Origin of the sequence: Kribbella sp. NPDC056345 (assembly GCF_042262745.1) — a bacterium.
GTDB lineage: Bacteria > Actinomycetota > Actinomycetes > Propionibacteriales > Kribbellaceae > Kribbella.
In genome coordinates this window covers 330775-355756 of sequence record NZ_JBHJQQ010000006.1, presented here as the reverse complement: position 1 = coordinate 355756, position 24982 = coordinate 330775, and the positions used below count along the sequence as shown (strand labels likewise).

Sequence of the window (24982 nt, the reverse complement as noted above, 5' to 3'; positions counted from 1 at the left end):
CTGCTGACCAGCAGACTGTTGGGAGCCGGAGATGGATGTGTTGAGCGTGCAGGCGATCCAGGATGCCGGGCTGGCTGACTGGAGCAAGCTCGAGCAGGCGCTGCATGCGCGGTTCCTGGTCGGGTCGTTCGCGGACGGTGTGGGATTCGTGCAGGCGGTGGGGGAGATCTCGGCCGGCCACGATCCCGAGGTGCGACTGACGTCGACGTTCGTGGACCTGAAGCTCCTGACGCCGGATTCGGTGTATCGCGGGACGGACGGGACCGAGGAGGTCTGGCCCTCCGTCACGCAGCTCGACATCGACCTCGCCCGGGACATCAGTGCGCTGGCTGCGGCGCGCGGCCTGAAGCCTGATCCGAACGGCATCTTCCAGGTGGAGCTCGGCCTCGACACGCACGACGCGGACGAGATCGGCCCGTTCTGGGCCACGCTGCTCACCGGCGATGCCGCCAACTACGAGCATCCCGACCCGGCGGGCACCAGCTGGGTCGCCGACCCCACCGGGCGGACGCCGAACCTGTGGTTCCAGAAGACCTCGCCGCACGAGACGCCGCGCCAGCGTTTTCACTACGACCTCTGGATGCCGGTTGCGCTGGCGCCGGCCCGGATCGAGGCCGCCGTGGCCGCGGGTGGAACGGTCACCTTCGACGAGGACCCGTCGTTCACCGTGCTTTCTGACGCGCAAGGCAACCGCGCCTGTGTCTGCACGATCGAAGGCCGCTAAATGAGTAGTCGGGGAGTGCTGGAGCTCGCTACGGTGTGAGTGAGAGCCGCTTCTGAATGCGGCGCCGAGGAGGTGCGTAATGGCTTGCATGGCTATCCGGTTGCGTGCCAACTCCTCCTTCTGATCTGTCGGACCGGTTGGTACGTCGCGGCGTTGGCCGCGGGTCCCGTGCGCTCTGCGCACCCCGTACCTGCCGAACCGGAGCTTTCTCATGTCCTCCGTGGACACCCAACTGCATGCTGTCCTCCTGCGCGCGCTCAGCGGCGTGAGGTACGACGTACTCCGCAAGCGCGCAACTGAACTGTCCGCCCGCTACCGGGAGGCGGCCGTCGCCGACGCGTCTCCCGCTCTGCGGGACAACCTCGACTGCCTGGCCTATGCCGTGGTCCGGATGCCCGCGACGTACCGGGCGATCCAGGCTGCGCTGCGGGCCGCCGACCTTCATGTGGGCGCTGCCGGCACACACCTCGACCTGGGTGGTGGGACCGGCGCTGCCGCCTGGGCTGCTGCGTCGATCTGGCCGGGCATCCAGACCCGGATCGTCGAACGTCAAGCGGCCGCGGTCGCGCTCGGACGACGCCTCGTCGCTGCTGGCCCGTCCTGGAGTACGCCGCCGGTGTGGTCGGCGGCGGATCTCCGTGACTGGCAAGCGGCCTCACCAGTGGTGGATCTCGTGACGCTCGCGTATCTCCTGAACGAGCTCTCACCAGAAACCCGCCGCAGCGTGATCGCGAGAGCAGCCGCGTCTGGAGACACGGTCGTTCTCGTGGAACCCGGTACTCCCTGTGGCTACCGATACATCCTCGAGGCGCGTGCCCAGCTGATCGGCCTGGGCTTCGCGATCGCGGCTCCCTGCCCGCATCAGCTGGAGTGCCCGCTCGCCGACCCTGACTGGTGCCACTTCGCCGTACGGCTGCCGCGGACCGAACTGCATCGCCGGCTGAAGGACGGCACCCGCAACTACGAGGACGAGAAGTTCAGCTACCTGGTCGCCACCCGGCGACCGGCGCGCCGAGCGGCTGCCCGCGTCCTCACTCCGCCGGTCAGGCCGAAGAACCAAGTCCTGCTCACACTCTGTACGGCGACCGCCCGGCGAACGCCGATCCGCGTTCCGAAGTCGAGTCCGTCGTACGGGGCGGCGCGAGCTGCGGTGCAGGGCGCTCCCTGGCCGGAGATGTAGGCGGGGGAGCGCTCTCTCGCGATCTCAGAGGTCGTAGCCGCCCGATGCCTCCAGCGTCTGGGCGGTGACCCAGCGGCCCTCGCTGGAGAGGAGGAAGGCGATCACGGCGGCGACGTCCTCGGCTTCGCCGATCCGGCCGAGAGCGGTGTTCTCGGCGACCGGCGGGATCAGCTCAGGGTGCTGAGCGAAGGCGTCGCCGCCGAGCCGGGTACGGGTGACGCCGGGAGCGACGGCGTTCACCCGGATCCCGCGGGCGCTCAGCTCCTTCGCGAGGTAGCGGGTCAGCACGACCTGGGCGCCCTTGACGCTGCCGTACACCGAGTACCCGTTCGACGGACGCGAGGTCAGCAGCCCCGCCGAGCTGGTGGTGAACACCACGGACCCGCCGTCGGCGATCAGGGGCAGCAGCGTCTGGGTCAGGAAGTACGGGCCTTTCAGGTGAACGCCGATCATCTGGTCGAAGAGCTGCTCCGTGGTCTCCTCGAACGGCACCGGCAGCTGTCCAACCCCCGCGTTGTTGACCAGGAAGTCGAACGTGTCGCGGCCCCACCGCTCCTGCAGCGCGGCCGAGATCGCGTCCCGGAAACCAGAGAGCGCTCTCTGGTGACTCACGTCCAGCGGCAGGGCGACCGCCGTACCGCCGTCCTTCTCGATCCGCTCGGCCGTCTCCAGCCCACGCTCGGCGCTGCCGTGGTACGTGAGGATGACGCCGATCCCGCGCTTGGCGACCTCGAAGGCGGTGGCCTGACCGATTCCGGAGCTTCCACCGGTGATGACTGCAATTTGCATGATCGCGCCTATCTCCTACAACGTCGTGGTTGGTTACCACTCCAGTGAACGTTGTGAGACAGGTGTTTCCGTAGACCAATGCTCGCCGGCCTTTGCACGATCCTGTCAGGCCGGCGGATGCGCAACGAATCCCGTCTTCGCACCCGCGACGAACCCGCAGGCCCGGTAGTAGGCATGGGTCGACTCCCGCTTGGAGCCGGTCAGCAGCATCACCTTGTAGCAGCCGGCATCCCAGGCGGCCTGCAGCGTGCCGGCCATCACCGCCTTGCCGATCCCGGTCCCACGGCGCGCCGCATCCACGATCACGTTCTCCACGACGCCGTACCGCGCAGCCCCGCGAGTCAGGTTCGGGATGACGTTCAGGTAGGTCGAGGCGATGGCAACACCGTCCTCCTCGAGCAGGAACAGCCGCATCCCGGGGGTCTGCAGGATCTCGTCGTACACAGTCCGGGCGCGTTCCTCCGGGACCACCGCGTCCGCCGGATGCAGCTGCCGGTACAGCTCCATCACACTTGCAAAGTCCGCCGCCCCAGCCTCACGAAACATGCCCTGAGCCTACTCAGCGCAGAGCCGGCTCGAGAGGATGATCGGTTCCCAGCCCGCTGTCGTGCGGTGGTGCGACGCGCTCAGATGCAGAAGCGAATTGTTGCCCGCAGCAAGGTGCTGGATCACCGGCCGGCCCAGCGCCGACGTTTCCTCGACATCGAGCCGGGCCGGATCGACCCACGCCACATCGCTGATCCGCGCATCCGTCGTACCCAATTCCGCAACAGACTGCGGCTGAGCCTCGAAGTACACGATCTCCACACCGCGACCCCGCCAGCGGTGCAGGCAGTCGGCAACGACCCGCCCAGGCGTGACCAGTACGCCGGTCTCCTCGACCGTCTCGCGGACCGCTGCCTCAGCTGCCGACTCACCTGGTTCGACGTGACCGCCGGGCAGTTCCCAGCGGACGACGCCCAACCGCTCGTGCCGAACCATCAGGAGCCGCCCGCCCGGGTCAACAGTGCAGGTGAACGCCGTGAGGCGCAGCGGCAGGTCGAGCGGGCGGGTCGGCAAGATGGTCAGTCTGCGTCGAGGAAGGTGGTGACGGTGTCGAGGACGAGCGCAGTCCGCCCCAGCCCGTTGAAGTGCGTGGTGCCGGGGAAGACGGCCAGCTGCGACGACGGAACGCCGACGAAGTCGCCGTTGATGTCGCCACCGCGCAACTGCAGGAAGCGGACGGCGTGCTCGAGCTTCACCGCGTCGCAGTCGCCGACCGTGAACAGTGTCGGCGCCGCGATCCCGCTGATCTCCTCGTCCGACCAGCCGTCGCCGGCCACGAACCCGCCGAGCTTGTTCAGCAGCTCCTGCAGATGCTCGTGATCCGGGTGCGGCGACTTGGCCAGGTAGTCCGACTCCATCGGCGTCCCCGCGATCATCTCGACCTTCATCTCACCGACTGCCGCGTTCTCCGGCCGCATGCCGTCGGGACGGAACGAGACCGACGAGATCACCGCCTTGCGAACCAGCTCGGGATGCTTGACCGCGAGTTCCAGCGCAACCGCTCCGCCGACGCTGAAGCCGAACAGATCCACCTGCGGTACGCCGAGCTCCTGCAGCAGGCCGACCACGTCGGACGCGAGGGCCGCCGTACCGAGCGGCCGGTCGATGTCGTTCGTGCGCCCGTGAGCCTGGAAGTCCAGCGCGATCACCTGCCGGCCCTCGGCCAGCCCCGGCAGCAACGGACCGAACTGCAGGTCGATGTTGAACAACCCGCCGTGCAGCAACAGCAGCGGGGTTCTGGAGAAGTTCTCGTTGCGTGGGCGTACGGCGTTGGTGACGGGTGGGTATCGGGGGCTGGGGAAGGCGTTCGCGAGGGGGCTGGCGGAGGCTGGGGCTGATGTGGTGATCGGGGCGCGGGATGAGGGGGCCTCGAAGGTGGCGGCTGCGGAGTTGGCTGCGGCGACTGGGCGGACGGTGGTGGGGGTTGGGCTTGAGGTGAATGATCGGGCGTCGGGGGAGGCCGCGGTTGCTGCGGCGGTGGAGGCGACCGGGCGGTTCGACATTCTGGTGAACAACGCGGGGGCTTGTTTTCATCGGGCCGCGTTGGAGGTGCCGGATGCGGAGTGGGACGAGGTTTTCGCGACCAATGTGAGTGGGTTGTGGAAGCTGAGTCAGTCGGCGGCCGCTCATTTCCGCACAGTGGGTGGTGGGACGATCGTCAACGTGGGGTCGATCTCGGCGCAGATTGTGAATCGGCCGCAGTGGCAGCCGGCGTACAACGCTTCGAAGGCGGCGGTGCATCAGTTGACGAAGTCGCTGGCGGCGGAGTGGGCGCCGTTGAACATCCGGGTGAACGCGGTGGCGCCCGGGTACACGAAGACCGAGATGGCGCCGGTGGACGAGCCGCGGTTCAAGGCGCGCTGGATCGATGACGCGCCGATGCAGCGGTACGCCGTACCGGAGGAGATCGCGCCGACGGTGGTGTACCTGGCGTCGGAGGCGTCGAGTTTCATGACCGGGTCGGTCGTGGTGATCGACGGCGGGTACACGTTGCACTGACTGAGCGGTGTCAGCGCCGTGTCAGCGCGGTCCGGAATCGTCCTCGGCATGAACAACACACTCGTGAACGGACATGTTGAGGACGGCTTCGGCAAGGTCGCGGATGCGTTCCGCGCGAACTTCGACGGCAACCCTGGTGAGTCGGGCGCGTCGGTAGCCGTGTACGTCGGAGGCCGGCCGGTCGTGGATCTCTGGGGTGGCCTGGCCGACACCGAGGCCGGGCGGCCGTGGAAGCAGGACACGATCGCCCAGGTCGCGTCGACGACGAAGGGCGCGACGGCCATCTGTGCACATCTGCTCGCCCAGCGCGGGGAGCTGGATCTCGATGCGCCGGTGGCGAAGTACTGGCCGGAGTTCGGTGCCGAGGGCAAGGATCAGATCCCGGTCCGCTGGCTGCTGTCGCACCAGGCCGGACTGCCGCTGATCGACGGGCCGCTGACGCTCGAGGAGGCGTACGCCTGGGACCCGGTCATCCGCGCACTGGAAGCGCAGAAGCCGCTGTGGACGCCGGGCACGGAGCACGTCTACCACGCGGTGACGTTCGGCTATCTGGTCGGCGAGCTGGTACGGCGGATCTCGGGCAAATCGCTCGGGACCTTCTTCGCGGATGAGGTGGCCGGCCCGCTGGGTCTGCAGGCGTGGATCGGGTTGCCGGCCGAGCAGGAGGAGAAGGTGGCGCGGATCGAGTTCGCCGCGCCGTTCACTCTGGAGGAGATGACGCAGGGCATTCTCGAGACGACCGGGCTGGACGCGGACACGGTGAACGCGTGGATGACCTCGGTCTGGGGTGAGGGCTCGGTGCAAGCGAAGGCCGGCGTACTCGGCGGTGCCTTCGACCCGACGTCGGACTACTTCACCAAGCGCGAGTGGCGGGCCGCCGAGGTACCGGCCGCGAACATGGTCGCCGACGCCCGATCGATCGCGCGGATGTACGCCGCCACAGTGAGCGAGGTGGACGGCATCCGGCTCCTGGACCCGGCGACCGTCGAGCGGATGATCGAGGTCCAGACCGACAAGACGCGGATGCACGGGCTCCCGCCAGGCCTGGACCTTCCGGCCGACCGCTCGTTCTACATGTCGCTCGGCTTCTGGCGGTCCTGCCCGCCGCAGCCGATGCTCGGGCCGAACGCGTTCGGTCACCCGGGCTCGGGCGGCTCGATCGGCTTCGCGGACCCGGACGCCGGCGTCGGCTTCGGCTATGTGATGAACCGCTGGTCCTTCCGCGTCGGCGAGCCGCGCGCGTCGAGCCTGTCGGCCGCGGTCAAGGACTGCCTGGGGATGTGACGCTGGTCGCAAGTAGTCACATCCGGGCGCCGGGCGTGGTCTTACCTTCAGGAGCTCATGGAGGAGACTGCGATGGGCAGCAGCGAGACGGAGATGCGGGTACGAGCGGAGAGCTGGATCCTGGCAGCCGCCTGCCAGGACGAGGACCCGGAACTGTTCTTCCCGATCGGTACGACGGGACCCTCGCTCCGGCAGGTTGAAGCAGCCAAGCGCGTCTGCAGCCGATGCCCAGTCCGGGCCGAGTGCCTGGAGTCCGCGCTCGAGTCCGGTCAGGACGCCGGTATCTGGGGCGGCCTGACCGAACTCGAACGCCGCGAACTGAAACGCAGCCGGGTCAGGCGCAGAGGTTGATGAACCAGACCGGATCCCAGTTGGTGATGAACTTGGAGCCGGGGCTGTGGGTCCGGATCAGGTTGTGGCGCTCGCCGCGGAGTTCGACAGTCGCGCCTCGCTGGTTGTTGAAGTAGTTGGAGGTGCCGCCCCAGTTCGACAGGGCGTACTCCTGGCAGCGGTAGAACTGGAAGAAGGAGTAGCGCCCGGTGTTACTGCGGATCCAGGTGCAGTAGCGTCCGTCAGCGCAGTTGTTGACCCAGTCGGTGGCTTCAGCCTGGTCCCTGGGATGCAGCCAGTGCTCCGGCGACGGAGTCACCGACGGGATGGCGAGCACGTCTCGCGGTTCAGCAGGCGCCGCCTGCGCAGGTGTGAGCATGGCAGCAGAGAGCGCTATGGACATCGCGGCGGCGACGAGGAACTTCTTGATCATCAAGGCTCCGATCAGCAGGTCTGGAAGAACCAGTGAACGAAAGAGGAGCTGTCGCGAGCCTGTCCATCGGCTGTCAGTGGTGGTGGCCCGCCAAAATGCCGGGCGCTGGGTGCTGTGCGCAACTAGCCTGACGGGATGAGTGAGTTGCCGGGGTTCTTGCGTGCTCGGTGGGGGCAGCAGTCGGAGCCGGTGGTGGCGGTTGAGGTTGGTGGCTCGTCGGTGCAGACGGCGACGTTGGTCGACGGCACGGTGGGGTTCGCGGACGGTGTGGTGCGGCCCGAGACGGCGTACCGGTATGGGTTGGCGGCGCCTGGGTGGGTGGTGGATGGTCGGGTTCGGGGCGCGCATCATCTGGGGTGGATGGATGTGGAGGCGTGGGAGGTGCTCGGGTTCCCGCAGCGGCCGGAGGTGTCACTGAACGACGCCGAGGCGGGCGCGTTGGGGGAGTGGCTGCTGCGTGATGGTGAGCCGGCCGAGCTGTTGTACGTCGTGATCGGGACAGGCGTGGGCGCGGTTCGGGTGTCGGCGGGGGAGTTGGTCGCGGTGGAGTTCGGGCACCAAGTGGGGTTCGGCGATGCCGTGTGCGGGGGTTGTGGGCGGCGCGGATGTCTCGATGCTGCGATCGGCGGGCATGCGCTGCCGACGCCGTTGGGCGCTGAGGACGAGACGCGGGTGCGCGACGCACTGACGCGAGCCATCGAGCTGACCGAGCTTCCGGCCGGGGCGACGGTGGTGCTCGGCGGTGGACTGGTGCGGTCGCATCCAAGGGTCGTTCCCGACATGCAGGTAGAGAGGTCGCTTGCGCCGCCGGATGCGAAGTCTGCTGCCCATGTCGGGGTACTTGACTTGCTGCTACATGATGCTAAGTGACCACCTGCCGGGCTATGCCGGGGCCGAGCAGATTGCGATCGGTATGCAGGGTGCGGTGTTCAGGCTGGGCGGGGAAAGATCGCGAAGGTCTGGTTCCACGCGGGTACGGCGGAACTCAGGCGGCTCGCGGAGTTCTACGCGTCGGTGGACGCGCCGTCGATCCGCACGCCCGAGATTCTCGAGATCCACGACAGGACGCCGTACCGGGTCACCGTTGAGGCTGAGTTGCCGGGTGTGCCGCTGCACACCATGGCGCCGGAGTTCGGGGCGCCCGCGCGGGACTGTGTGCTCGCCGTACTGGAGGAGCTGGCTGCGGTCAGAACGACGCCCACGCTGGCGGTTCTCGACGAAGCCGAGCCGTTTCGGGCACCCGGCCAGAGTTGGCCGGAGGCGTTGGCGGAGCTGACAGAGCGCCGGGTCGCGAGGTTCCAAAGCAAGCTGGGGCCGGCTATCGACGACCTGGATGGGAAGGTTGAGCGCCTGCTCCAGCGAGTCCGGGAGCTGCCGGACAACACGTCGGGGATGATCCACGGCGACGTGACCGCGGGCAACATTCTGGTCGACGGGGATTGCCGGCCGACGGCGATCATCGATTTCGGGCTGCTGACGATGGCCGGCGATCCGGCGTACGACGCGGCCAGTGCCGGGACGATGTATGCGCTCTGGTCACCGCGGATCCGCGAGATCGAGGCAGCCTTCGACCAAGCGACCGCCGGCCGCTTCGGGTACGACCCCCGACGTACTGCGCATCTACCGAGCCGTGCACCTCCTGCTGATCGCCAACGCCCACGACGCCGACCCGTACGGACGGGACGACGCGGTGGGGCTGGCTGCGGCGCTGCTGAACTGACGGTCAGTGTTCGTGCACGTGGTCGCCGTGCTGGAAGTGGCGGTGGCCGTCGTGCAGATGGTCGTCGTGATCGCCGTGCTGGACGGTTTCGCAGCCGTCGTCGGCGCTGTGGGTGTCTTCGTGGCCGGCGTGGACCATCGCCTCGGGGTGACGCTCGTCCCCGTGGACGTGGTCGACGTGGTCCTCGTGCTCGACCGTCTCACAACCGTCGTCGGGCAGGTGCTCGTGGTCCGTGACGTCGATATGTGCGGTAGTCATGCCGTTTCCCCTTCGGAATCCAGGGGCGGAACGGTCCCTAGCTTGCTCCTGTGTCCTACTTGCGCACAATCACCGTCGTGTGTCGGATGGAAGTCGGATCAGGACAACGTGATCAGCCGGGAGCCGTGCGGCGGGACAGCCTTGGCGGTCCAGGACTTGTTGAACTTGCCGAGGTTCTGCTGTGCGACGAGGTCACGCAGCTGGCGGTTCCCGTGGACGCCGAGCTGCTGCCAGCTGACGGGGATGTCGGCGGTTTCGGAGCCGAGGTTGTAGACGGCGACGGCCAGCTTGCCGCCCGGCAGGCGCTTCTTCCAGATCTGCAGCGTGCCGCCGGTGACCCGGGTCGGGATGACACCGGCCTGGTCGACCGCGATCACCTCGCGGTTGGTGAGGATCGCGATCGCCTTCTGGTCGATGTTCGCCAGGTCGCCGCCGACGTACAGGGGTGACGAGGCCATCGACCAGAACGTCATCACGGACTGGCGTTCGGTCTCGTTGATACCGTCCTGGATCCCGACGCCGGAGTTGTTGTTGATCGGCATCGAGTCCAGGTCGGGCCAGTAGTTCGGGCGTACGACGTCCAGCCAGTTCGGCAGGTCTTCCCAGCGGTTGTCGACCGAACTCGTCCAGGTCGAAACCGTGTTGCAGTAGCACTCGACGTCGGTGTCCACGCGGACACTGTTCGCCCACGGCTGCAGGCCCTCACCGGCGTCCCGCGGAATCGGCCAGGCGCTCGCGGTCAGCCACATCTTGCGGCCGCTCTGGTCGATCGCCTTGGACCAGGCCTCGATGTCCGGGATGTTCTCCTTCAGCACCCCGTCGACCTTGAGAAAGTCGACACCCCAGGAGGCGAACCGCTTCGCGATCGAGTTGAAGTACGCCTGGGCGCAGGGCTTGGTGAAGTCGATCTTCCAGTCCCCGCCCCACATGTTGGTCTTCACCAGCGGGTAGACGGTGATGTCCTGGGTCGTGCAGTTCGTCCCGAGGATCGGCGCGTTCTTGTCGTAGATCGCGGTCTGCAGCCCGGCACCGCCGTACAGGCCGAGCTTCAGGCCCTTGCTGTGCACGTAGCGGGCGAGACTCGCGATGCCGTTCGGGAAGCGCTCCGGGTCGGCCTCGGGGATGCCGTTGGCGTCGGTACGGAACTCCCAGTTCCAGTTGGCGTTCCAGCCGGCGTCCAGGTTGATGTTCGTGTAACCGGAGCCCCGGAGGTTCTTCGCCATCGAGTCGGCGGCGGACTTCACGTTCGCCTCGGTCAGCCACTTGGTGCCGTAGGCGGGGTTGCTGGAGGACTGGACACTCCAGCTGCTCCAGCCCATGAACGGCTTGACGCTGAAGTCGCTCTTCGCCTGGGCCGGCGTGATCGCCGCAGCGAGCAGGACCGGTACGGCGGTCGCCAGCGCGACTGCGCGGCGGAGGAAACGAGACACGGGGGACGCCTTTCGTCACGGGGACTGCGGGAGCATCCCCGGTACCGTACGAGTGTTACTTCACCACGTCAAGAATGTAACGCTGCATGAACAGAGGTCCCGTGGGCACCGGACCGCCCTAGCGAACGCGAAGGAGAGGTCGATGAGCGTCGGAGACAAGATCAAGAACGCTGCCGAAGCTGCCAAGGGCAAGGTGAAGAAGGAAGCCGGGGACGCGACCGACAACCGCGACCTGCAGGCCGAAGGCCAGGCGGAGAAGACGACGGCCGACCTCAAGCAGGCCGGCGAGAAGGCCAAGGACGCCTTCAAGGACTGAGGTAACGCCGCGCCGGTCCTCACCTGGGGTGAGGGCCGGCGCCACGCGTGGTAAGCATGATGCGTGGACGCGATCGTGGTGACTTCGGGCGGACAGGTCAAGGGCCGGACGGATGGCGAGGTGACCGCGTTCCTCGGGATTCCGTACGCGGCCGCGCCGGTGGGGGAGAAGGCCTATCAGGCCCCCGAGCCGGTCACGTGGGACGGCGTGCGGGATGCGACCGAGTTGGGTGCGACTGTCCCGCAGCCCGGTTACGAACCGCCGTACGACGGCCTGTTGTCGAACCCGGTGATCCCCGGACCGGACGTCCTCAACGTGAACGTGTGGACGCCTGGGGGTAGCGGACTACCCGTGCTGGTGTGGTTCCACGGCGGAGCGTTCCGTAACGGATCCAACGCAGTGCCTGAGTACGACGGTACGGCGTTCGCCCGTGACGGCGTGGTCCTCGTCGGCGTGAACTACCGCCTGGGGATCCAGGGGTTCGGCGTGATCCCGCGGTCGCCGAGCAACCGCGGACTGCTCGACCAGGTGGCGGCGCTGCGCTGGGTGCAGGAGAACATCGCAGCGTTCGGCGGTGACCCCGACCGGGTGACGATCGCCGGTGAATCGGCCGGCGCGATGAGCGTCGCAACGCTGATGTCGATCCCGGCCGCGAAGGGGCTCTTCCGGCGCGCAATCGTGCAGAGCGGATCGGCGGGCGTGGCTGCGCTGGCCGAGGACGCCGGCACGGTCTCCGCCGAGATCGCCAAGCGGCTCGGCGTCGAGTGGTCGGCCGCAGGGTTCGCATCGGTGGGCCTGGACGAGTTGCTGGCCGCGCAGCGGGCGGTCTCGATGGAGATGCGCGCCAAGCCTGACCCGGCGCGCTGGGGTGTGTCCACGATCGCTGTGGGCGGCGGGATCATGCCGGTCATGCCGGTGATCGACAACGAACTGATCTTCGAGGTGCCGATCCAGGCGATCGCCGCCGGTGCCGCCGAAGGGACGGCCTGCTGGCCGGCTCCACGAGTGACGAGTTCAGCTTCTTCGTCGTCCCGTCCGGCGTCGCCGCTTCCGTGACCGCCGAGGTCCTGCCGCACGCGCTCGCCGCGATGGGCATCCCGCCGGAGATCACCGCGACCTACGTCGCGAACCGCCCCGAGCAGTCGCCGGGCGAGGTGCTGGCCAGCGTGATCACCGATTCCATCTTCACGATTCCCACGATCAAGCTGGCAACTGCGCAGCGGCCGCACGGGACGCCGTACCTGTATGAATTCGCCTGGAAGTCGCCACTCGAAGGGCTCGGTGCCTGCCACTCGCTGGAGCTGGCGTTCATGTTCGACACGCTGGGCACCGCGACCTCCCCGCTGTACGGCGGCGTTGCGCCGCAGGAGCTCGCCGACCAGATGCACGCCGTCTGGGTCACGTTCGCCACGACCGGCGACCCCGGCTGGCCGTCGTACGACACCGCCACGCGCCCGGTCATGACCTTCGACCACCCCACCTCTGTCCTCAAAGCGGCTCCCCGAGCCGCCGAGCTCGCGGTCTGGGGTGTCTGATGTCGCTGGAGACGGCCGACTGGCGGCGGCACGTGTTCGCCTTGTACGAAGAGGTTCGAGCGCAAAGCGATCCGGCCCAGGCACACAAGATCTGGCGGACGGGCCGCGACGAGCTGCTGAAGACCCACCCGGCCTCGCCGGTCGAGGAACGCTCGACGTACCAAGGCCCTGAGATCGGCGCGTATCGCTCCGACCTCCGCTTCGAGGTCACCATCGACACCGACGTCGACCCGGTCCGCTGGGAGGTGCCCTCGGCAACGGATGGCGTCATCCCGTTCAGCCGCGTCGGCGTCGCGCGCCTGCCTGGCGTCGGCGATCTCGACGTCTGGTGGCTCGAGTCGTACGGCGGCGGCCTGTTCGTCCCCGTCAAGGACGCTCTCGCCGGCAAGCGCACGTACGGCGGCGGCCGCTACCTCATCGACACCGTGAAGGGCGCCGACCTCGGCGGTGACCTGACCGCCGGAACCCTCACCCTCGACCTCAACTTCACCTACAACCCGTCCTGCGCCTACAGCCCCCGCTGGACCTGCCCCCTCGCCCCGAAAACCAACACCGTCCCGGTCGACCTCCCCGTCGGCGAACTCACTTCTCGGCCCGAAAGCTGAACTGCAGGAAAGTGCAGTGTACGAGTTTGTACCTGGTGAGGCAGGAACCCGCCCTGGAAACGTGATCAGCGTTCGCTGTCCGGATGAAAGGGGAAAAGCATGCAACGGCTCAAGTTTCGGTCGGTCATGAAATTGCTGGTGGTCACCGGCGCTTTGTCCGCACTGACGCTCAGCTCCGGTGGTGTTGCCACCGCGGGCCAGGCGATCGGCGAGAAGACCCTTGCGCTTGCCTCAGGCAAGGTGGTGCCGCTCGATGCTGCGCACCGGTCACAGGCCGAGGATGATGCGTTCCGGAACGAGCTCGCCCGGCTCGATCTACTCGGCGAGCTCGACGGGGCAACCCTGGCACGGATGGGCCTCACACAGGTCAGCAGGCCGGTGCCGGCCAAGCCTTCTGCAGCAGCGCCGCAGCTGAGGAGTCCGTCCGCAGTGCAAGGCTGCAGCGTCACGAACGCCCAGACGAGTGCCAACGCCATCAGTCTGACGCCGCCCACGATCTGGCTGGCGGGGTCGTCGAGTGACTACCGGCTCTATGCCAGTGCGAAGTACAAATGGACCAGCCCGCCGGCCGCGGGATCTACCTGCCGGGTCAAGGTCGGTGGTCCGGACGGCTTCGCCCTCACGCTCAACAAGTCCGTCACCAACACAGGTGTGACGTTCTACACCTGCAATTCGAACAACAAGTGTCAGTACGACTATGGCTGGCTGGAGACGAACAGCTCGTACGGCGCCGGGTACGCATTCCAGGATCTGGCCGGAACCTACCTGACCGGCTACTCCGACGCCTACGCCGGCAACATCACGTACTCGTTCAAGTCGAACGTCTCGGCCTGTGTCCAGGCCTACTCGAAATACGGGCACACGTGGAACAGCACGTCGGTCAACGGATTCAGCATCGGCCCCTGGTCGATCGGCATCCAGTGGAGCAGTTCCTCGAACTACTGGCAGAAGTCGAGTCAGAGTGGCTCCTACAACTGCTGAGCTCACACCTCAGCCCTGGATCGCGGCACGCGTACCTTGCTGAACTGGAGATTGCCGGCGGGCATCATCCAGGTCATCACCGTGACCGCGAGCCGTCCGGCCAGTACGGCGGGATCGCGCTCGGCGTGCTCCCGCGCCGTACTGGCATCCACCGACCAGATCGAGAAGCCGCGGTACTGCGGATCGTCCTGATCGGTGAAGGGGCCGCGGGCCAGGATGATGCCTTGGTCCTGCAGGTCGGCGCCGTGCGCGAGATGGCGGTCCTGCAGGTCCCCGGCCTCGCTCATCACCGGCGCATCCGCGCGCAACCTCAGCATCGTCACCGTGTACCGATCGAATTCCATCCCCCGACGCTACTGCCCGGCGGGCGGGAATAGGAGTGGGTACTACGGTTGCAGGTAATGCGTGAGGAGATCTGATGAGGACTGATCTGTGATCGGGCGGGTGGAGCGGGCGATGACTCGCCCCGTGGATGTCAGCGGCCCTTTTGTGTGTACGTGGTCCGCGGTCGGTGGGTGTGTGGTGGTGAAGGTGGCCGGGACGGTCAACGAGGCGACGGCGGCCGCGTTCGCCGCTGAACTACGACGAGTGATCACGACCAAGCGTTCGACCGTGGTCGTCGACGTACGGCGGGTCCGCGAACTGGATCCCGCCGGTGTCGACGTACTGGTGACGGCCGAGGCGCTGGCCCGTGAACATGACGGATGGTTGCGCGTAGCTGGTGGGCAACCGTGGTTACACGAGCTGCTCGAACCACACCAGCTCAGGCTCTATCCCGAGCTGGTGCAGGCACTCCCGTCGTACCGGCCGGCTCCTTAGGAGAGCGCGTCCGTCAGCAGGGTGACGAGGGCTTCGAGCTGGACGTCGGCCGACGAGCCGACCTCTTCGTCGGAGCCGTCCAGGGCCTTGGCCGCGAGGCCGGCCTTGGAGTCGATCAGGTCGGCGATGCGGGTGTCGATGGTCTGCGCGGCGATGATCCGCCACGCGGTGACCGGCATCTCCTGACCGATCCGGTGCACCCGGTCGATCGCCTGCGTCTGCTCGGCGTTCGTCCAGGAGAGCTCGGCCAGTACGACGTTCGACGCGACCTGCAGGTTGAGCCCGACGCCGGCCGCCAGCAGTGAGCAGACGGCGACCGAGACCTCGGGGTCGTTGGTGAAGGCGTCGATGTTCTTCTGCCGCTTGGTGGAGGTCTGGTCACCCCGGATCGAGGCGAACTTGATCCCGCGCTCGGCGAACAGCTCCTCGGCGGTGTCCATGGCCTCGATGTGGCGGGCGAAGAAGACGACCTTGCCGACGCTCTGGGCGAGCTGGGCGGCGTAGTCGGCGGCCAGGCCGGCCTTGGCCAGGCCGATCCGGCGGACCAGGGAGAAGACGTTCTCGCCGGTCTTCTTGTTGTCCATCTCCTGGCGTTCCCAGCCGGCGACGCGGCGGACCAGCTCGTGGTCGATGCCTTCGACGGTGACGCCGGAGGTGCGCGTCTCGAGCGCGGTGTTGTACCGCTTGACCAGGCGCTCGGCGAGCTCGCGCTCGGCCTCGCGGATCGAGCGGCCGACGGCGCCGTCGAGCTCGACCGGGAGGTCGGCGATCCGGCGGGCCGGGATGTCGGCGGCCACGTCGACCTTGCGGCGCCGGACGATCCCCATGTTGATCACGGCCGACCGGGCGGCGGCGTAGAAGCCGGGGTCGGCGGGGACGAGCTCGGTCTCCTCGAGCGACTCCATCAGGTCCGCGCGCGGGCCCTTCTCGTCGATCCAGCCGAGGAACTGCCAGATCGCGGTGAAGTCCTCGATCGAGTTGATCAGCGGCGTACCGGTCAGGGCCATCAGCAGCGGCCGGGTAGTCCGGGTCCGGATCCGCTCCGACAGCTCGAGAACGTTCCGGGAGCGCTGGGACTTCTTGTTCTTGATGAAGTGCGCCTCGTCGACCACCATGCCGCGGAAACCGAGGTCACCGAGCCAGCCGACGTGCCGGTCGAGCACCTCGTAGTTGACCACGACGATATCCGCGAAGCCGTCGATCGAGTCGCCGTCACCGTGGATGACGGTCGCCTTCTTCTGCGGCGTCCAGATGTCGGCCTCGCGGGCCCAGTTGGTCTTGACGACATTCGGCACGACGACGAGCAGCGGATACGCGTTGGCCGCCTTGGCTGCGAGCAGGGCCTGGGCGGTCTTGCCGAGGCCGGGCTCGTCGGCGAGCAGGAAGCTGCGGTGACCGGCGGCCGCGGAGGCGATCAGGCGGGACTGATGCGGCATCAGCTCCTGGCCAGCGGCGATCCGCAGATCGGTCGGCTCGGGCAACGGCATGCTCGCGGAGGCAGCGGCGTACTCGAAGGAGCGGAGCAGGGGAGTGATCAGCTCCCACCCGGCGAGGCGACGTGGGCGAACCGGCCGGGAGACCGGCGGCGCACTGAAGTCAGGGGCGAGGAACGGGTTGGCGAGCTGCCGGGCGACCACGGTCTTCGGGACGACCCGGCGTACGGCGGTGTCCGGCGCGGGCTCGGGCTCCGGGGCCGCTGGCTCCTCGGGGGCTTCCATGCCGGCAGCGGTGAGCATCTCGCGGCGCAGGGTGGCGGCGGCCTCGGAGATGACGGTGTCCTCGGCGAGCAACTGCAGCAGCGCGGGCTCAAGGGCAGCCGTCTTGGCGAGGATGGTGGCCACCCCGTCGAGGCGGCGCAGCTGCTCGGCCCGGTGCGCGTCGGTGGCCGAGGCGTCGGCGTTCACCCGGGCGCGCTCCTCGCGGACGAGCAGCGCGACGACCTGGAATTTCGTCCGGGTCGACGGCTTGATCGCGGCCCGCTCGACAGCGCCCTCGACCTCCCGGACGGCCTTCGCCAGGACCGGGATCAGACCTTCGGCGTCCTTGGCCGGGCGGCGCCGGCGGCTACCTGCCGCGCCACCGCCGGACCCGCCAGATGAGGCACTACGGCCGCCCGAACTCTGCTTCCGGGCATCACCGGACTGCCGGCGGGTATCGCCGGCGTCGCGCCGGGTGTCGCCGGATTGCCGGCGGCCGGAGCCGCTGGCGGCCCCGGACTGGCGCTGACCTCGTCGGGCCAAGGGTCCTCCTCTGTCGTGCCACGGACCACTGTCCACGGCGAACGCGGCACTGCGCGTCAGTCACTACGCCGACGGCGACACGTCGCACAGCGGCCCGGTGCGGGCCACCCCCAGGAGCGCGGAACCGGCGCTCCGGCCAGCGATCGAGATCGTGGATTCCGGCGGAACTGACGGCGCTGGATTGCCAGGCGGGCCGGTCACCGCACAGCCGGCCACTCCGGCCGCTGACGGTAACGATCGGCCCAGAAGGCGATGCCGATGTTCGGTGTTGCCAGAATACTACGCTCGGTCCCTGGTCAGGTCACCCACCGGACCCTCATCTCGGCCCAGCGATTTTCAGGCGGCCAGTGATTTGAGTGACCGGGTGAGCCGGTCGGTGAGCCAGTCGAGCTCGTCCGGGGTGACCGTCAGCGGCGGCGAGAGCCGGATCGTCGAACCATGGGTGTCCTTCGCCAGTACGCCGTTCGCCGCGAGCTTCTCGCAGAGATCCCGGCCGCTGCCGAGCTTCGGGTCGAGGTCGAGTCCGGCCCACAGGCCGTGCACCCGGAGGCCGACCAGCCCGTGGGCGCGGAGCGGCTCGAGGCGGTCCCGGAGCTCCTGCTCCATCGCCAGGGCGTGGGCCTGCAGGTCGCCGGGTTCGAGCAGCTTCACGACCGCCCGCCCGATCGCCGCGGCCAGCGGGTTACCGCCGAAGGTGCTGCCGTGGGTTCCCGGCGTGATGACATCCATCACGGCACGGTCGGTGACGACCGCGGACAGCGGCATGATGCCGCCACCGAGCGCCTTCCCGAGGATGTAGACGTCCGGTACGACGCCCGCGCGGCCGCTGGCGAAGGTCGCGCCGGCCCGCCCGAGGCCGGACTGGATCTCGTCGGCGACCATCAGCACGTTGTGCCTGGTGCAGAGCTCGCGGACCGCGGGCAGGTAGCCGGCCGGCGGAACGATCACTCCGGACTCACCCTGGACCGGCTCGATCAGTACGGCGACCGTGTGCTCGTCGATCGCCGCCTCGAGCGCGGCCGCATCGCCGTACGGGACCGAGCAGAAGCCCGGCGTGTAGGGGCCGTAGTTGTCGTGCGCCTCCTGGTCGCCGGAGAAGCTGATGATGCTGATCGTCCGGCCGTGGAAGTTGCCGTCCGCAACGATGATGGTGGCCTTGCCGTCCGGGACACCCTTGACCAGATAACCCCAGCGGCGCGCGAGTTTGAGCGCGGTCTCCACGGCCTCGGCACCGGAGTTCATCGGCAGTACGGCCTCTTTGCCGGCCAACGTGGCGAGGTCGGCGCAGAACGGGCCGAGCTGGTCGTGGTGGAAGGCGCGCGAGGTGAGCGTGACGCGGCCCAGCTGCTCGGTCGCGGCGGCGATCAGCGCCGGGTGCCGGTGGCCGAAGTTGAGCGCGGAGTAGCCGGCCAGGCAGTCGAGGTACCGGTTGCCCTCGATGTCTTCGACCCAGACACCCTCGGCGGTGGCGATCGTCACCGGCAGCGGGTGGTAGTTGTGCGCGCCATACCGGTTCTCGAGGTCCATCGGGTTGGTCACTGTTCGGCCTTTCATCGGACCAGCAGGCTGCGGTCGAGGGGTGCGGAGGAGTCGGCGCCGAATTCGAGGCCCGACGGCTTGGCGCCGGAGCGCACGATCAGGTCGCCGACGGCGGCGATCATGGCGCCGTTGTCGGTACAGAGTCTGGGGGCAGGAACACGGAGCGTGATACCCGCCGCTCGGCACCGCGTCTCGGCGACCTCGCGGAGGCGGGCGTTCGCAGCGACGCCGCCGACGATCAGTAGGGTGTCGATGCCATGGTCGCGGCAGGCCGCGACCGCTTTGCCGACCAGAACGTCGACCACCGCCTCCTGGAACGACGCTGCCACGTCCTCCGCCCGCATCGGCGCTCCCGTGCGCCTGGCGAGCTGGACGTGCCGGGCGACCGCGGACTTGAGGCCCGAGAAGGAGAACGCGTACCGATGGCGCTCGCTCACCTTTCCCAGCAACGGCCGCGGCAGGTCCACCGCCGTGGGGTCTCCTTCTGCTGCGGCTCGCTGGATCGACGGGCCGCCCGGGTAGGGCAGTTCCAGCAGCCTGGCCACCTTGTCGAAGGCCTCACCGGCCGCGTCGTCGAGGGTGTCACCGAGATGCACGATCGGATCGGTCGCGAGATCGCCGAGCATCAGCAGCGACGAATGGCCGCCGGACACGATCAACGCGATCGAGCGGTCCGGGAGCGGGCCGTGCTCGAGCGTGTCCGCGGCAACATGGCCGGCCACGTGATGGACGGCGTACAAGGGTTTGCCGAGGGCGAGCGCCAAGGCCTTGGCCGCGGAGACGCCGACGTGCAGCGAGCTGGCCAGGCCGGGGCCGGAGGTGACCGCGATCGCGTCGATCTGCTCGAGGCTGACGTCCGCGTTACTGAGGGCCTGCCGCAGGACGGCGGTGACCGACTCCAGGTGCGCGCGGGCAGCGACCTCCGGTACGACGCCGCCGTACCGGACGTGTTCGTCCATGCTCGAGGCGAGGGCCTGGCCGAGGAGGACGCCGTCGGCGACGATTCCGACGCCGGTCTCGTCGCAGGAGGTCTCGAGTCCGAGGGTGACGCTCATAGCTGGAGACTAGGCGATGGAGTCCCTTCCAACTGCGACCGGGTCGCAGGTAAGGTCGACGCCGATGAGCGCTGAGCCGGCCCCGGAGCCCACCCCCGCCCCTGCCGCTGGTCCCGTCCCCGCGTCGGGCCGCGCTTCCTCGGCCGATCCTGTCACCGCGTCCGGCCCCGTCCCGGCGTCCGGCCCCGTCACCGCGTCCCGGCGGCAGCCGGCGTGGCTGGAATCGCGGTTGGCGGGGTTGTTGCGGATCGTGATTCAGCGCGGCGTGCTGAAACCGCTGGTCCGGTATCTGGTCCGGGTGCAGGTGGTCGGCCGCCCGGCCGTCACCGGCCCGATGGTCGTGGTGGCGAACCACTCGAGTCATCTGGATGCGCCGCTGATGGTGACATTCCTCCCACTCGCGCTCACCCGGCGGCTGGCCGTGGGCGCGGCGGCTGACTACTTCTTCGACAGTAAGAAGCGGGCGATTCTGACCGGGCTGGTCTTCAATGCCTTCCCGATCGACCGCGGCAAGAACAAGCCGATGCGGGGTACGTCGGGCCGCTTGCTTGACGACGGTTTCAGCCTGCTGGTGTTCCCGGAGGGGACGCGTTCCCGGGACGGTCTGATGGGCGAGTTCCAGCTCGGCGCGGCCGCGCTGTGTGTGAGCAAAGCGGTGCCCTGTCTCCCGATCGGCATCACCGGCGCATACGATGCGATGCCGCGGGGCCGCAACTGGCCGCGGCCCCGACGGCTCCCGGTCCGGTTCGCGATCGGCGACCCGCTGACTCCCGGACCGGGGGAGTCCGTGCCTGAGTTCGCCGCCCGGATGCAGGCTGCAGTGACCGCTCTTCACGACCAAGGAGTTCGCGATGCCGGCTGACAAGCCGTTCCGTTTCACGGTGCAGTGCTCCTCGCCGAACGAGGTGACCGCGGCCTCCTGGTCCGCGCTGGCCCGCAAGGTCGAGGACCTCGGCTACTACAGCCTCACCGTGTCCGACCACCTGGACGAGCAGATCGCCCCGATCGCCGCCCTGATGGCTGCCGCGAACGCGACCAGCACGCTGCGGATCGGGTCGATGCTGTTCTGCAACGACTACCGGCACCCGGTCGTGCTCGCCAAGGAGGCCGCGACCCTGGACGCGCTCTCCGGAGGGCGGTTCGATCTCGGGCTCGGCGCCGGCTGGCTGCACACCGACTACGAGCGGGCCGGGATCCAGCTGGACCCGCCGGGGGTGCGGATCGACCGGCTCGAGGAGGCGCTCGCCGTACTGAAGGGGTTGTTCGCGGAGAAGCCGTGCCACTTCGAGGGCAAGCACTATCAGGTACGCGGTCTCGAAGGGACGCCGAAGCCAGTGCAGCGGCCGTACCCGCCGATCGTGATCGGTGGCGGCGGCAAGCGGGTGCTGTCGCTGGCCGGGCGCGAGGCGGACGTGGTCGCGATCAACATGAACATGCAGAAGGGCTTGATCGATGCCTCGGTCGGCCCGAACGCGACGGTCGATGCGACCCACCAGAAGATCGCCTGGATCCGCGAGGCCGCGGGGGAGCGGTTCGACGACCTGATCCTGCAGTCCCGTATTCACCTGGCGCTGCCCGGGACCGACCGGACCGAGATGGCCAACAACCTTGCGGCCGGCTTTGGGCTCACGCCTGAGCAGGCGCTCGGTACGCCGCACGCCCTGTTCGGGTCGGTCGACGAGATCGTCGAGGACCTGCAGGTACGGCGGGAACTGTTCGGCATCTCGTCGATCGGGATCGCGGTCGACGCCCTGGACTCGATGGCCCCCGTGGTCGCCAAACTCGCCGGCTCCTGACTGTTCTGAGAGGACTTGACCGTGACTGTGCAACACATGAAGTGGTGGGGCTGGGGCGTCGACGGCGTCGCGTTCTCCCACGACGACAAGCCGTCGCTGGCGCCCTTCGTCCAGAAGGTCATCGACGTCGACCTGAACGCACCGGCGGTGGCGCCGCTCGCGTTCGAGGAACTCGACGTACCGGCGTCGCAGCTGAGCGAGGATCTCCAGAAAGCGCTCTCTGGCGCTGTCGGCGCGGAGCACGTCGTCGACACCGATCTCGACCGGGTCGTCCACGCCTTCGGCAAGAGCCTGCGTGATCTCGTCCGGATCCGCGCGAGTGACCTGCGCCGGATCCCGGATGTCGTCGTGTACCCGGCCGACGAGGAGCAGATCGTCGCCGTACTGGACGCGGTTGTGGCGGCGGACGCCGTACTGATCCCGTTCGGTGGCGGCAGCAACATCGCCGGCAGCCTGGAGGCGCCGGCCGATGAAACCCGCCAGGTGGTGTCACTCGACCTTGGCCGGTTGAACAAGGTGCTGTCGATCGACGAGGAGTCCGGGCTGGCACAGATCCAGGCCGGTGCCCTCGGCCCCGATCTCGAGAAGCAGCTCGGCGAACGCGGCTGGACGCTCGGGCACTTCCCGGACAGCTTCACCCACAGCTCGCTCGGCGGCTGGATCGCGACCCGCTCGTCCGGCATGCAGTCCGACAAGTACGGCGACATCGCGGACATCACCAAGGCGTTGCGCGTCGTCCAGCCGGGCCGGACGCTCGCGACCCGGGCCGTCCCGGTCACCTCGACCGGTCCGAGTGTGCGGGAGATGATCCTGGGCAGCGAAGGCCGCCTCGGCGTCATCACCGAAGCCACCGTTCAGGTGCACCGCAAGCCGGCCAAGCGGGTCGTGCTCGGCTACTTCTTCCCGGACTGGAAGCGGGGCGTGGCCGCGATGCGCGCGATCGCCGCGAGTGACGCGACGCCGTCGATCACCCGGATCTCGGACGCCCGTGAAACCTCGTTCTCGTTCGCGACCCGCAAGACCAGCAAGGGTTTCTCGAAGTTCATGAGCTCGGCGCTGATCGCCGTACTCAAGAAGCGGGGCTGGGACCTGGACCAGATGTGCCTGTCGTTCATCGGGTACGAAGGCAGCGAGGAGCACGTCGCGCGGCAGCGCAAGCTGGTCAAGAAGATCGTCTCCGATCACGGCGGCATCGGCGTCGGTGAGGGCCCGGGCGCGCTGTACGACCAGAAGAAGTTCGATACGCCGTACATCCGGGACTTCCTGCTCGACCGCGGCGCGCTCGCGGACGTGTCGGAGACCTCGGCGGCCTGGTCGAAGCTGATGCCGCTCTACGACACGACGGTCGAGCGGGCCAACAAAGCGTTCGCGCAGCTCGGGGTCAAGGGCTTCGTGATGTGCCACCTGTCGCACTCGTACCACAGCGGCGCCTGCCTCTACTTCACCTTTGCTTTCAAGGCAGGTGAAGGCGACCCGATCGCGCAGTACGACGTGGTGAAGTCGGCCGTGCAGCAGTCGTTCATCGACTCGGCCGGCACGTTGTCGCACCACCACGCGGTGGGTACCGAGCACTCGCGCTGGATGGGCGACGACATCTCCGAGGCCGGCGTACAGATGGTGAGCGGCATCTTCAGCGTCGTCGACCCGGGCCGCAACCTCAACCCGGGCAAGATCGTCAACTGACCTGACCTCCTGACCTCTTGGCTAGCGCGCGGACGCGGTGGCCAAGAGGAACCAGGCGGTGTGCGGGATCCACTGCTCGGCCCAGCGCCATTCCTCGCCGTCCGGCGCGTCGGGCGGCAGGAACGCGATGTCCTGCTCGTCGCTCCAGCCGGCCGTGATCCCGTTGACGATGCCGCCGGGGAAGTTCGGGAAGTCCGACGCGTAGTCGGGGTTGTTCCGGCCCCGGCCCTGCAACATGCAGGTGTCAAAGGGATTCCGGCCGGTCACCCACGCCAGCTGATCGTCGGCGAACGTGGTCAACCGCTCGCGGTCCGCCGGGGTTTCGGCGATTCGCGCGCAGGCGCTGGCCGCGGTGGACAGGGACGCGATGGCGGCGTTCTCGCCTTGCCACCAGTAGCCGGTCTCGTTCGCGTGCGGGAAGAAGAAGGACTCGCGCGGCTCCTCGGCGAGTGGCTGGACGAGGGTGCGCGGGTAGCCGAACGGGTTCGGCACCGAGTCGGTCCGCCGGACGATGTCGAGCATCGCCCGGAGAGCGCTCTCTCGTGCCGCTGAATCTTCGAACACGTCCGCGAAGCGCAGCAATGCGAGAATCGGCAGCCCCGGTTCGGCTGCGTGGAAATACGGCCGGCCCTGCTCGTCTGCCCGGAACCACCCTGGCCCTTCGGCTGGTACGACGTACCGGGCGATGAGCGAGGCCGCTCGACGCCGCGCAGCCTCCTCGGCATCAACACCAGCCGCAACCAGTTCGGTAGCAGCCAGCAGAGCTGTGTAATCGTCCAGGACTGACTCGGTACCATCGAAGAGGTACTCAAGGTTGTGCTTCTCGAGGTGCGCGAACCCCGCCTGCGCCGCTTCCAGGTACTGCGCGCGCGTGAACTCGCCGTCGTCGTCCACGGTCGACGCTCGCGCCAGCGCGGCGATCGCCAGTCCGCCGCCTTGCCGGTAGCCCGCCTGGTACCGATCGGTGCGCACGCTGTTCTGCAGCGGTGCCGTGATCACCCGCTCATCGAGCTCTTTGGTGAGCGCGTCGAAGATACCGGTGTAGAAGTAGCCTTTCGGCGACCGGAAACGCAACAGGAAGTCCGCACCCCACAACGCCTCGTCTCTCAGCCGTGCGCCGAGCATCCGCAACAGCCCGGGATGGTGATCGATGAGCTCGTCCCGCGCGGCCAGCATCGCCCAGGCACACAAGGGGATCTGCTGTGGACTCATCGTCGACGTGTACGTCAGATGCGACAGGAACTTGCTGGTGTCGCCACTCGCATCCAGCCAACCACCGCGCGCATCGACCGTCGCACCCGACTCGTCACCCCAGAACTTCGCGGCCCGATCCTTCCGGTCGATCTCACCGCTGGACCGCATCGCCTTGAAGTACGCGAGTACGTCGGACATCGTCTGCCGCTGGATCCGCTCGGGCGTGACCATGAACTGGATGGAATGCAACTCACCGCCGTCGAAGCGGACCCGTACGACGTACTTGCCCTCGGCAACGTCTTGGGGGAGGGGGATGCGCGCGTACGGGCCGCCGCTCCAGCCGGGTACCCGGTCGACCGCCTCGGGTTCGAGCTCGACCGCCGTACCGGGTCCGAGGAGCGTGGCGCTGGTAACCGTGGTCGGCACCACCGCGACCACGGCCTTGCTGGCTCCGCTGCCGAACCCGAGGTGCGAGACCAGCACCCGCGGCATGTCCTCATCCCACGCCTGCACCACATCACTCCCTC

28 protein-coding genes and 1 pseudogene are annotated in these 24982 nt (G+C 68.2%); 17 read left to right on the top strand and 12 right to left on the bottom strand.

Going from position 1 to position 24982, the window contains the following annotated elements:
- Positions 1-31: 31 nt before the first annotated feature.
- On the top strand, positions 32-724 hold the full coding sequence (locus ACFCV3_RS23525) for a VOC family protein (protein WP_376033087.1): 693 nt from the start codon (positions 32-34) through the stop codon (positions 722-724).
- A gap of 211 nt (positions 725-935) precedes the next feature.
- Positions 936-1904: a small ribosomal subunit Rsm22 family protein gene (locus tag ACFCV3_RS23520; protein ID WP_376033085.1), complete on the top strand. Its 969-nt coding sequence runs from the start codon at positions 936-938 to the stop codon at positions 1902-1904.
- Positions 1905-1928: 24 nt separating this feature from the next.
- On the opposite strand, the gene ACFCV3_RS23515 is transcribed toward ACFCV3_RS23520, so the two are convergent.
- From ACFCV3_RS23515 to ACFCV3_RS23500, 4 genes are all read right to left on the bottom strand, one after another.
- Positions 1929-2693: an SDR family NAD(P)-dependent oxidoreductase gene (locus ACFCV3_RS23515; RefSeq protein WP_376033084.1), complete on the bottom strand. Its 765-nt coding sequence runs from the start codon at positions 2691-2693 to the stop codon at positions 1929-1931.
- 105 nt (positions 2694-2798) lie between these two features.
- Entirely contained in the window at positions 2799-3239 is a 441-nt protein-coding gene (locus ACFCV3_RS23510; protein ID WP_376033082.1) for a GNAT family N-acetyltransferase, read from the bottom strand.
- Positions 3240-3248: 9 nt separating this feature from the next.
- On the bottom strand, positions 3249-3752 hold the full coding sequence (locus ACFCV3_RS23505; RefSeq protein WP_376033080.1) for an NUDIX hydrolase: 504 nt from the start codon (positions 3750-3752) through the stop codon (positions 3249-3251).
- Between the two features lie 5 nt (positions 3753-3757).
- Positions 3758-4447: an alpha/beta fold hydrolase gene (locus tag ACFCV3_RS23500; RefSeq protein ID WP_376033078.1), complete on the bottom strand. Its 690-nt coding sequence runs from the start codon at positions 4445-4447 to the stop codon at positions 3758-3760.
- On the opposite strand from ACFCV3_RS23500, the gene ACFCV3_RS23495 reads away from it, so the two are divergent.
- The 3 genes from ACFCV3_RS23495 (at position 4437) to ACFCV3_RS23485 (ending at position 6872) form a co-directional block, all read left to right on the top strand.
- Positions 4437-5237: an SDR family NAD(P)-dependent oxidoreductase gene (locus ACFCV3_RS23495; RefSeq protein WP_376033076.1), complete on the top strand. Its 801-nt coding sequence runs from the start codon at positions 4437-4439 to the stop codon at positions 5235-5237. The two genes, ACFCV3_RS23500 and ACFCV3_RS23495, sit on opposite strands and share 11 nt — an antisense overlap.
- A 48-nt stretch (positions 5238-5285) precedes the next feature.
- Positions 5286-6521, top strand: coding sequence for a serine hydrolase domain-containing protein (locus ACFCV3_RS23490; RefSeq protein ID WP_376033074.1), 1236 nt, complete (start codon positions 5286-5288; stop codon positions 6519-6521).
- Between the two features lie 93 nt (positions 6522-6614).
- Positions 6615-6872 carry a WhiB family transcriptional regulator gene (locus tag ACFCV3_RS23485; protein WP_376033335.1) on the top strand — a complete coding sequence of 86 codons (258 nt, stop codon included), beginning with the start codon at positions 6615-6617 and terminating at the stop codon, positions 6870-6872.
- Here ACFCV3_RS23485 and ACFCV3_RS23480 read toward each other — a convergent pair.
- Entirely contained in the window at positions 6856-7284 is a 429-nt protein-coding gene (locus ACFCV3_RS23480) for a hypothetical protein (RefSeq protein ID WP_376033072.1), read from the bottom strand. The two genes, ACFCV3_RS23485 and ACFCV3_RS23480, sit on opposite strands and share 17 nt — an antisense overlap.
- Before the next feature lie 135 nt (positions 7285-7419).
- On the opposite strand from ACFCV3_RS23480, the gene ACFCV3_RS23475 reads away from it, so the two are divergent.
- The 3 genes and pseudogenes from ACFCV3_RS23475 (at position 7420) to ACFCV3_RS23465 (ending at position 9004) form a co-directional block, all read left to right on the top strand.
- Positions 7420-8154, top strand: coding sequence for an ROK family protein (locus ACFCV3_RS23475; RefSeq protein WP_376033070.1), 735 nt, complete (start codon positions 7420-7422; stop codon positions 8152-8154).
- Positions 8155-8298: 144 nt separating this feature from the next.
- Positions 8299-8826 (top strand): annotated as a pseudogene (locus ACFCV3_RS23470) (aminoglycoside phosphotransferase family protein); the annotation flags it as partial.
- The gene (locus tag ACFCV3_RS23465; protein ID WP_376033342.1) at positions 8810-9004 is read left to right on the top strand and encodes a hypothetical protein; all 195 of its coding nucleotides are present in this window, start codon (positions 8810-8812) and stop codon (positions 9002-9004) included. The pseudogene ACFCV3_RS23470 and the gene ACFCV3_RS23465, both read left to right, overlap by 17 nt.
- A gap of 3 nt (positions 9005-9007) precedes the next feature.
- Here the strand turns inward: ACFCV3_RS23465 and ACFCV3_RS23460 are convergent, their stop codons facing one another.
- Together ACFCV3_RS23460 and ACFCV3_RS23455 are read right to left on the bottom strand one after the other, a co-directional pair.
- Positions 9008-9262 (bottom strand): hypothetical protein, encoded by a 255-nt coding sequence (locus ACFCV3_RS23460; RefSeq protein ID WP_376033340.1) that lies wholly within the window; start codon positions 9260-9262, stop codon positions 9008-9010.
- Between the two features lie 98 nt (positions 9263-9360).
- The gene (locus tag ACFCV3_RS23455; protein WP_376033068.1) at positions 9361-10692 is read right to left on the bottom strand and encodes a glycoside hydrolase family 27 protein; all 1332 of its coding nucleotides are present in this window, start codon (positions 10690-10692) and stop codon (positions 9361-9363) included.
- 142 nt (positions 10693-10834) lie between these two features.
- Here ACFCV3_RS23455 and ACFCV3_RS23450 point away from each other — a divergent pair, with 142 nt between their 5' ends.
- The 5 genes from ACFCV3_RS23450 to ACFCV3_RS23430 all read left to right on the top strand — a co-directional run bounded on the left by ACFCV3_RS23450 (position 10835) and on the right by ACFCV3_RS23430 (position 14129).
- Positions 10835-11008, top strand: a complete 174-nt coding sequence (locus ACFCV3_RS23450; RefSeq protein ID WP_376033066.1) for a CsbD family protein — start codon at positions 10835-10837, stop codon at positions 11006-11008.
- A 63-nt stretch (positions 11009-11071) separates the two neighbouring features.
- On the top strand, positions 11072-12064 hold the full coding sequence (locus ACFCV3_RS23445) for a carboxylesterase family protein (protein ID WP_376033064.1): 993 nt from the start codon (positions 11072-11074) through the stop codon (positions 12062-12064).
- Positions 12061-12543 (top strand): carboxylesterase family protein, encoded by a 483-nt coding sequence (locus tag ACFCV3_RS23440; RefSeq protein ID WP_376033062.1) that lies wholly within the window; start codon positions 12061-12063, stop codon positions 12541-12543. Before ACFCV3_RS23445 ends, ACFCV3_RS23440 begins: the two co-directional genes overlap by 4 nt.
- Positions 12543-13148 carry a DUF1684 domain-containing protein gene (locus tag ACFCV3_RS23435; RefSeq protein ID WP_376033060.1) on the top strand — a complete coding sequence of 202 codons (606 nt, stop codon included), beginning with the start codon at positions 12543-12545 and terminating at the stop codon, positions 13146-13148. The genes ACFCV3_RS23440 and ACFCV3_RS23435 overlap by 1 nt, the downstream gene beginning before the upstream one ends.
- A gap of 99 nt (positions 13149-13247) precedes the next feature.
- The gene (locus ACFCV3_RS23430) at positions 13248-14129 is read left to right on the top strand and encodes a hypothetical protein (protein WP_376033058.1); all 882 of its coding nucleotides are present in this window, start codon (positions 13248-13250) and stop codon (positions 14127-14129) included.
- 2 nt (positions 14130-14131) lie between these two features.
- Here ACFCV3_RS23430 and ACFCV3_RS23425 read toward each other — a convergent pair whose 3' ends face one another.
- The gene (locus ACFCV3_RS23425) at positions 14132-14473 is read right to left on the bottom strand and encodes a YciI family protein (RefSeq protein WP_376033056.1); all 342 of its coding nucleotides are present in this window, start codon (positions 14471-14473) and stop codon (positions 14132-14134) included.
- A 112-nt stretch (positions 14474-14585) separates the two neighbouring features.
- Here ACFCV3_RS23425 and ACFCV3_RS23420 point away from each other — a divergent pair, with 112 nt between their 5' ends.
- The gene (locus tag ACFCV3_RS23420; protein WP_376033054.1) at positions 14586-14948 is read left to right on the top strand and encodes an STAS domain-containing protein; all 363 of its coding nucleotides are present in this window, start codon (positions 14586-14588) and stop codon (positions 14946-14948) included.
- Here ACFCV3_RS23420 and ACFCV3_RS23415 read toward each other — a convergent pair.
- The 3 genes from ACFCV3_RS23415 to tsaD all read right to left on the bottom strand — a co-directional run bounded on the left by ACFCV3_RS23415 (position 14945) and on the right by tsaD (position 19782).
- The gene (locus ACFCV3_RS23415) at positions 14945-17188 is read right to left on the bottom strand and encodes a DEAD/DEAH box helicase (RefSeq protein ID WP_376033052.1); all 2244 of its coding nucleotides are present in this window, start codon (positions 17186-17188) and stop codon (positions 14945-14947) included. The two genes, ACFCV3_RS23420 and ACFCV3_RS23415, sit on opposite strands and share 4 nt — an antisense overlap.
- 336 nt (positions 17189-17524) lie before the next feature.
- Positions 17525-18742, bottom strand: a complete 1218-nt coding sequence (gene rocD, locus ACFCV3_RS23410) for an ornithine--oxo-acid transaminase (RefSeq protein WP_376033051.1) — start codon at positions 18740-18742, stop codon at positions 17525-17527.
- Positions 18739-19782, bottom strand: a complete 1044-nt coding sequence (gene tsaD / locus ACFCV3_RS23405; protein WP_376033049.1) for a tRNA (adenosine(37)-N6)-threonylcarbamoyltransferase complex transferase subunit TsaD — start codon at positions 19780-19782, stop codon at positions 18739-18741. Before tsaD ends, rocD begins: the two co-directional genes overlap by 4 nt.
- Positions 19783-19846: 64 nt before the next feature.
- On the opposite strand from tsaD, the gene ACFCV3_RS23400 reads away from it, so the two are divergent.
- The 3 genes from ACFCV3_RS23400 to ACFCV3_RS23390 are packed head-to-tail and all read left to right on the top strand — an operon-like array spanning position 19847 to position 23261.
- Positions 19847-20644: a lysophospholipid acyltransferase family protein gene (locus ACFCV3_RS23400; protein WP_376033047.1), complete on the top strand. Its 798-nt coding sequence runs from the start codon at positions 19847-19849 to the stop codon at positions 20642-20644.
- A complete protein-coding gene (locus tag ACFCV3_RS23395) occupies positions 20634-21578 on the top strand; it encodes a TIGR03621 family F420-dependent LLM class oxidoreductase (RefSeq protein ID WP_376033045.1) in 945 nt (314 codons plus the stop codon). Before ACFCV3_RS23400 ends, ACFCV3_RS23395 begins: the two co-directional genes overlap by 11 nt.
- 21 nt (positions 21579-21599) lie before the next feature.
- Entirely contained in the window at positions 21600-23261 is a 1662-nt protein-coding gene (locus tag ACFCV3_RS23390) for an FAD-binding oxidoreductase (RefSeq protein ID WP_376033043.1), read from the top strand.
- A 21-nt stretch (positions 23262-23282) separates the two neighbouring features.
- Here the strand turns inward: ACFCV3_RS23390 and ACFCV3_RS23385 are convergent, their stop codons facing one another.
- Complete coding sequence (locus ACFCV3_RS23385; protein ID WP_376033041.1) at positions 23283-24968, bottom strand: glycoside hydrolase family 9 protein; 1686 nt, start codon at positions 24966-24968, stop codon at positions 23283-23285.
- Positions 24969-24982 lie beyond the last annotated feature (14 nt).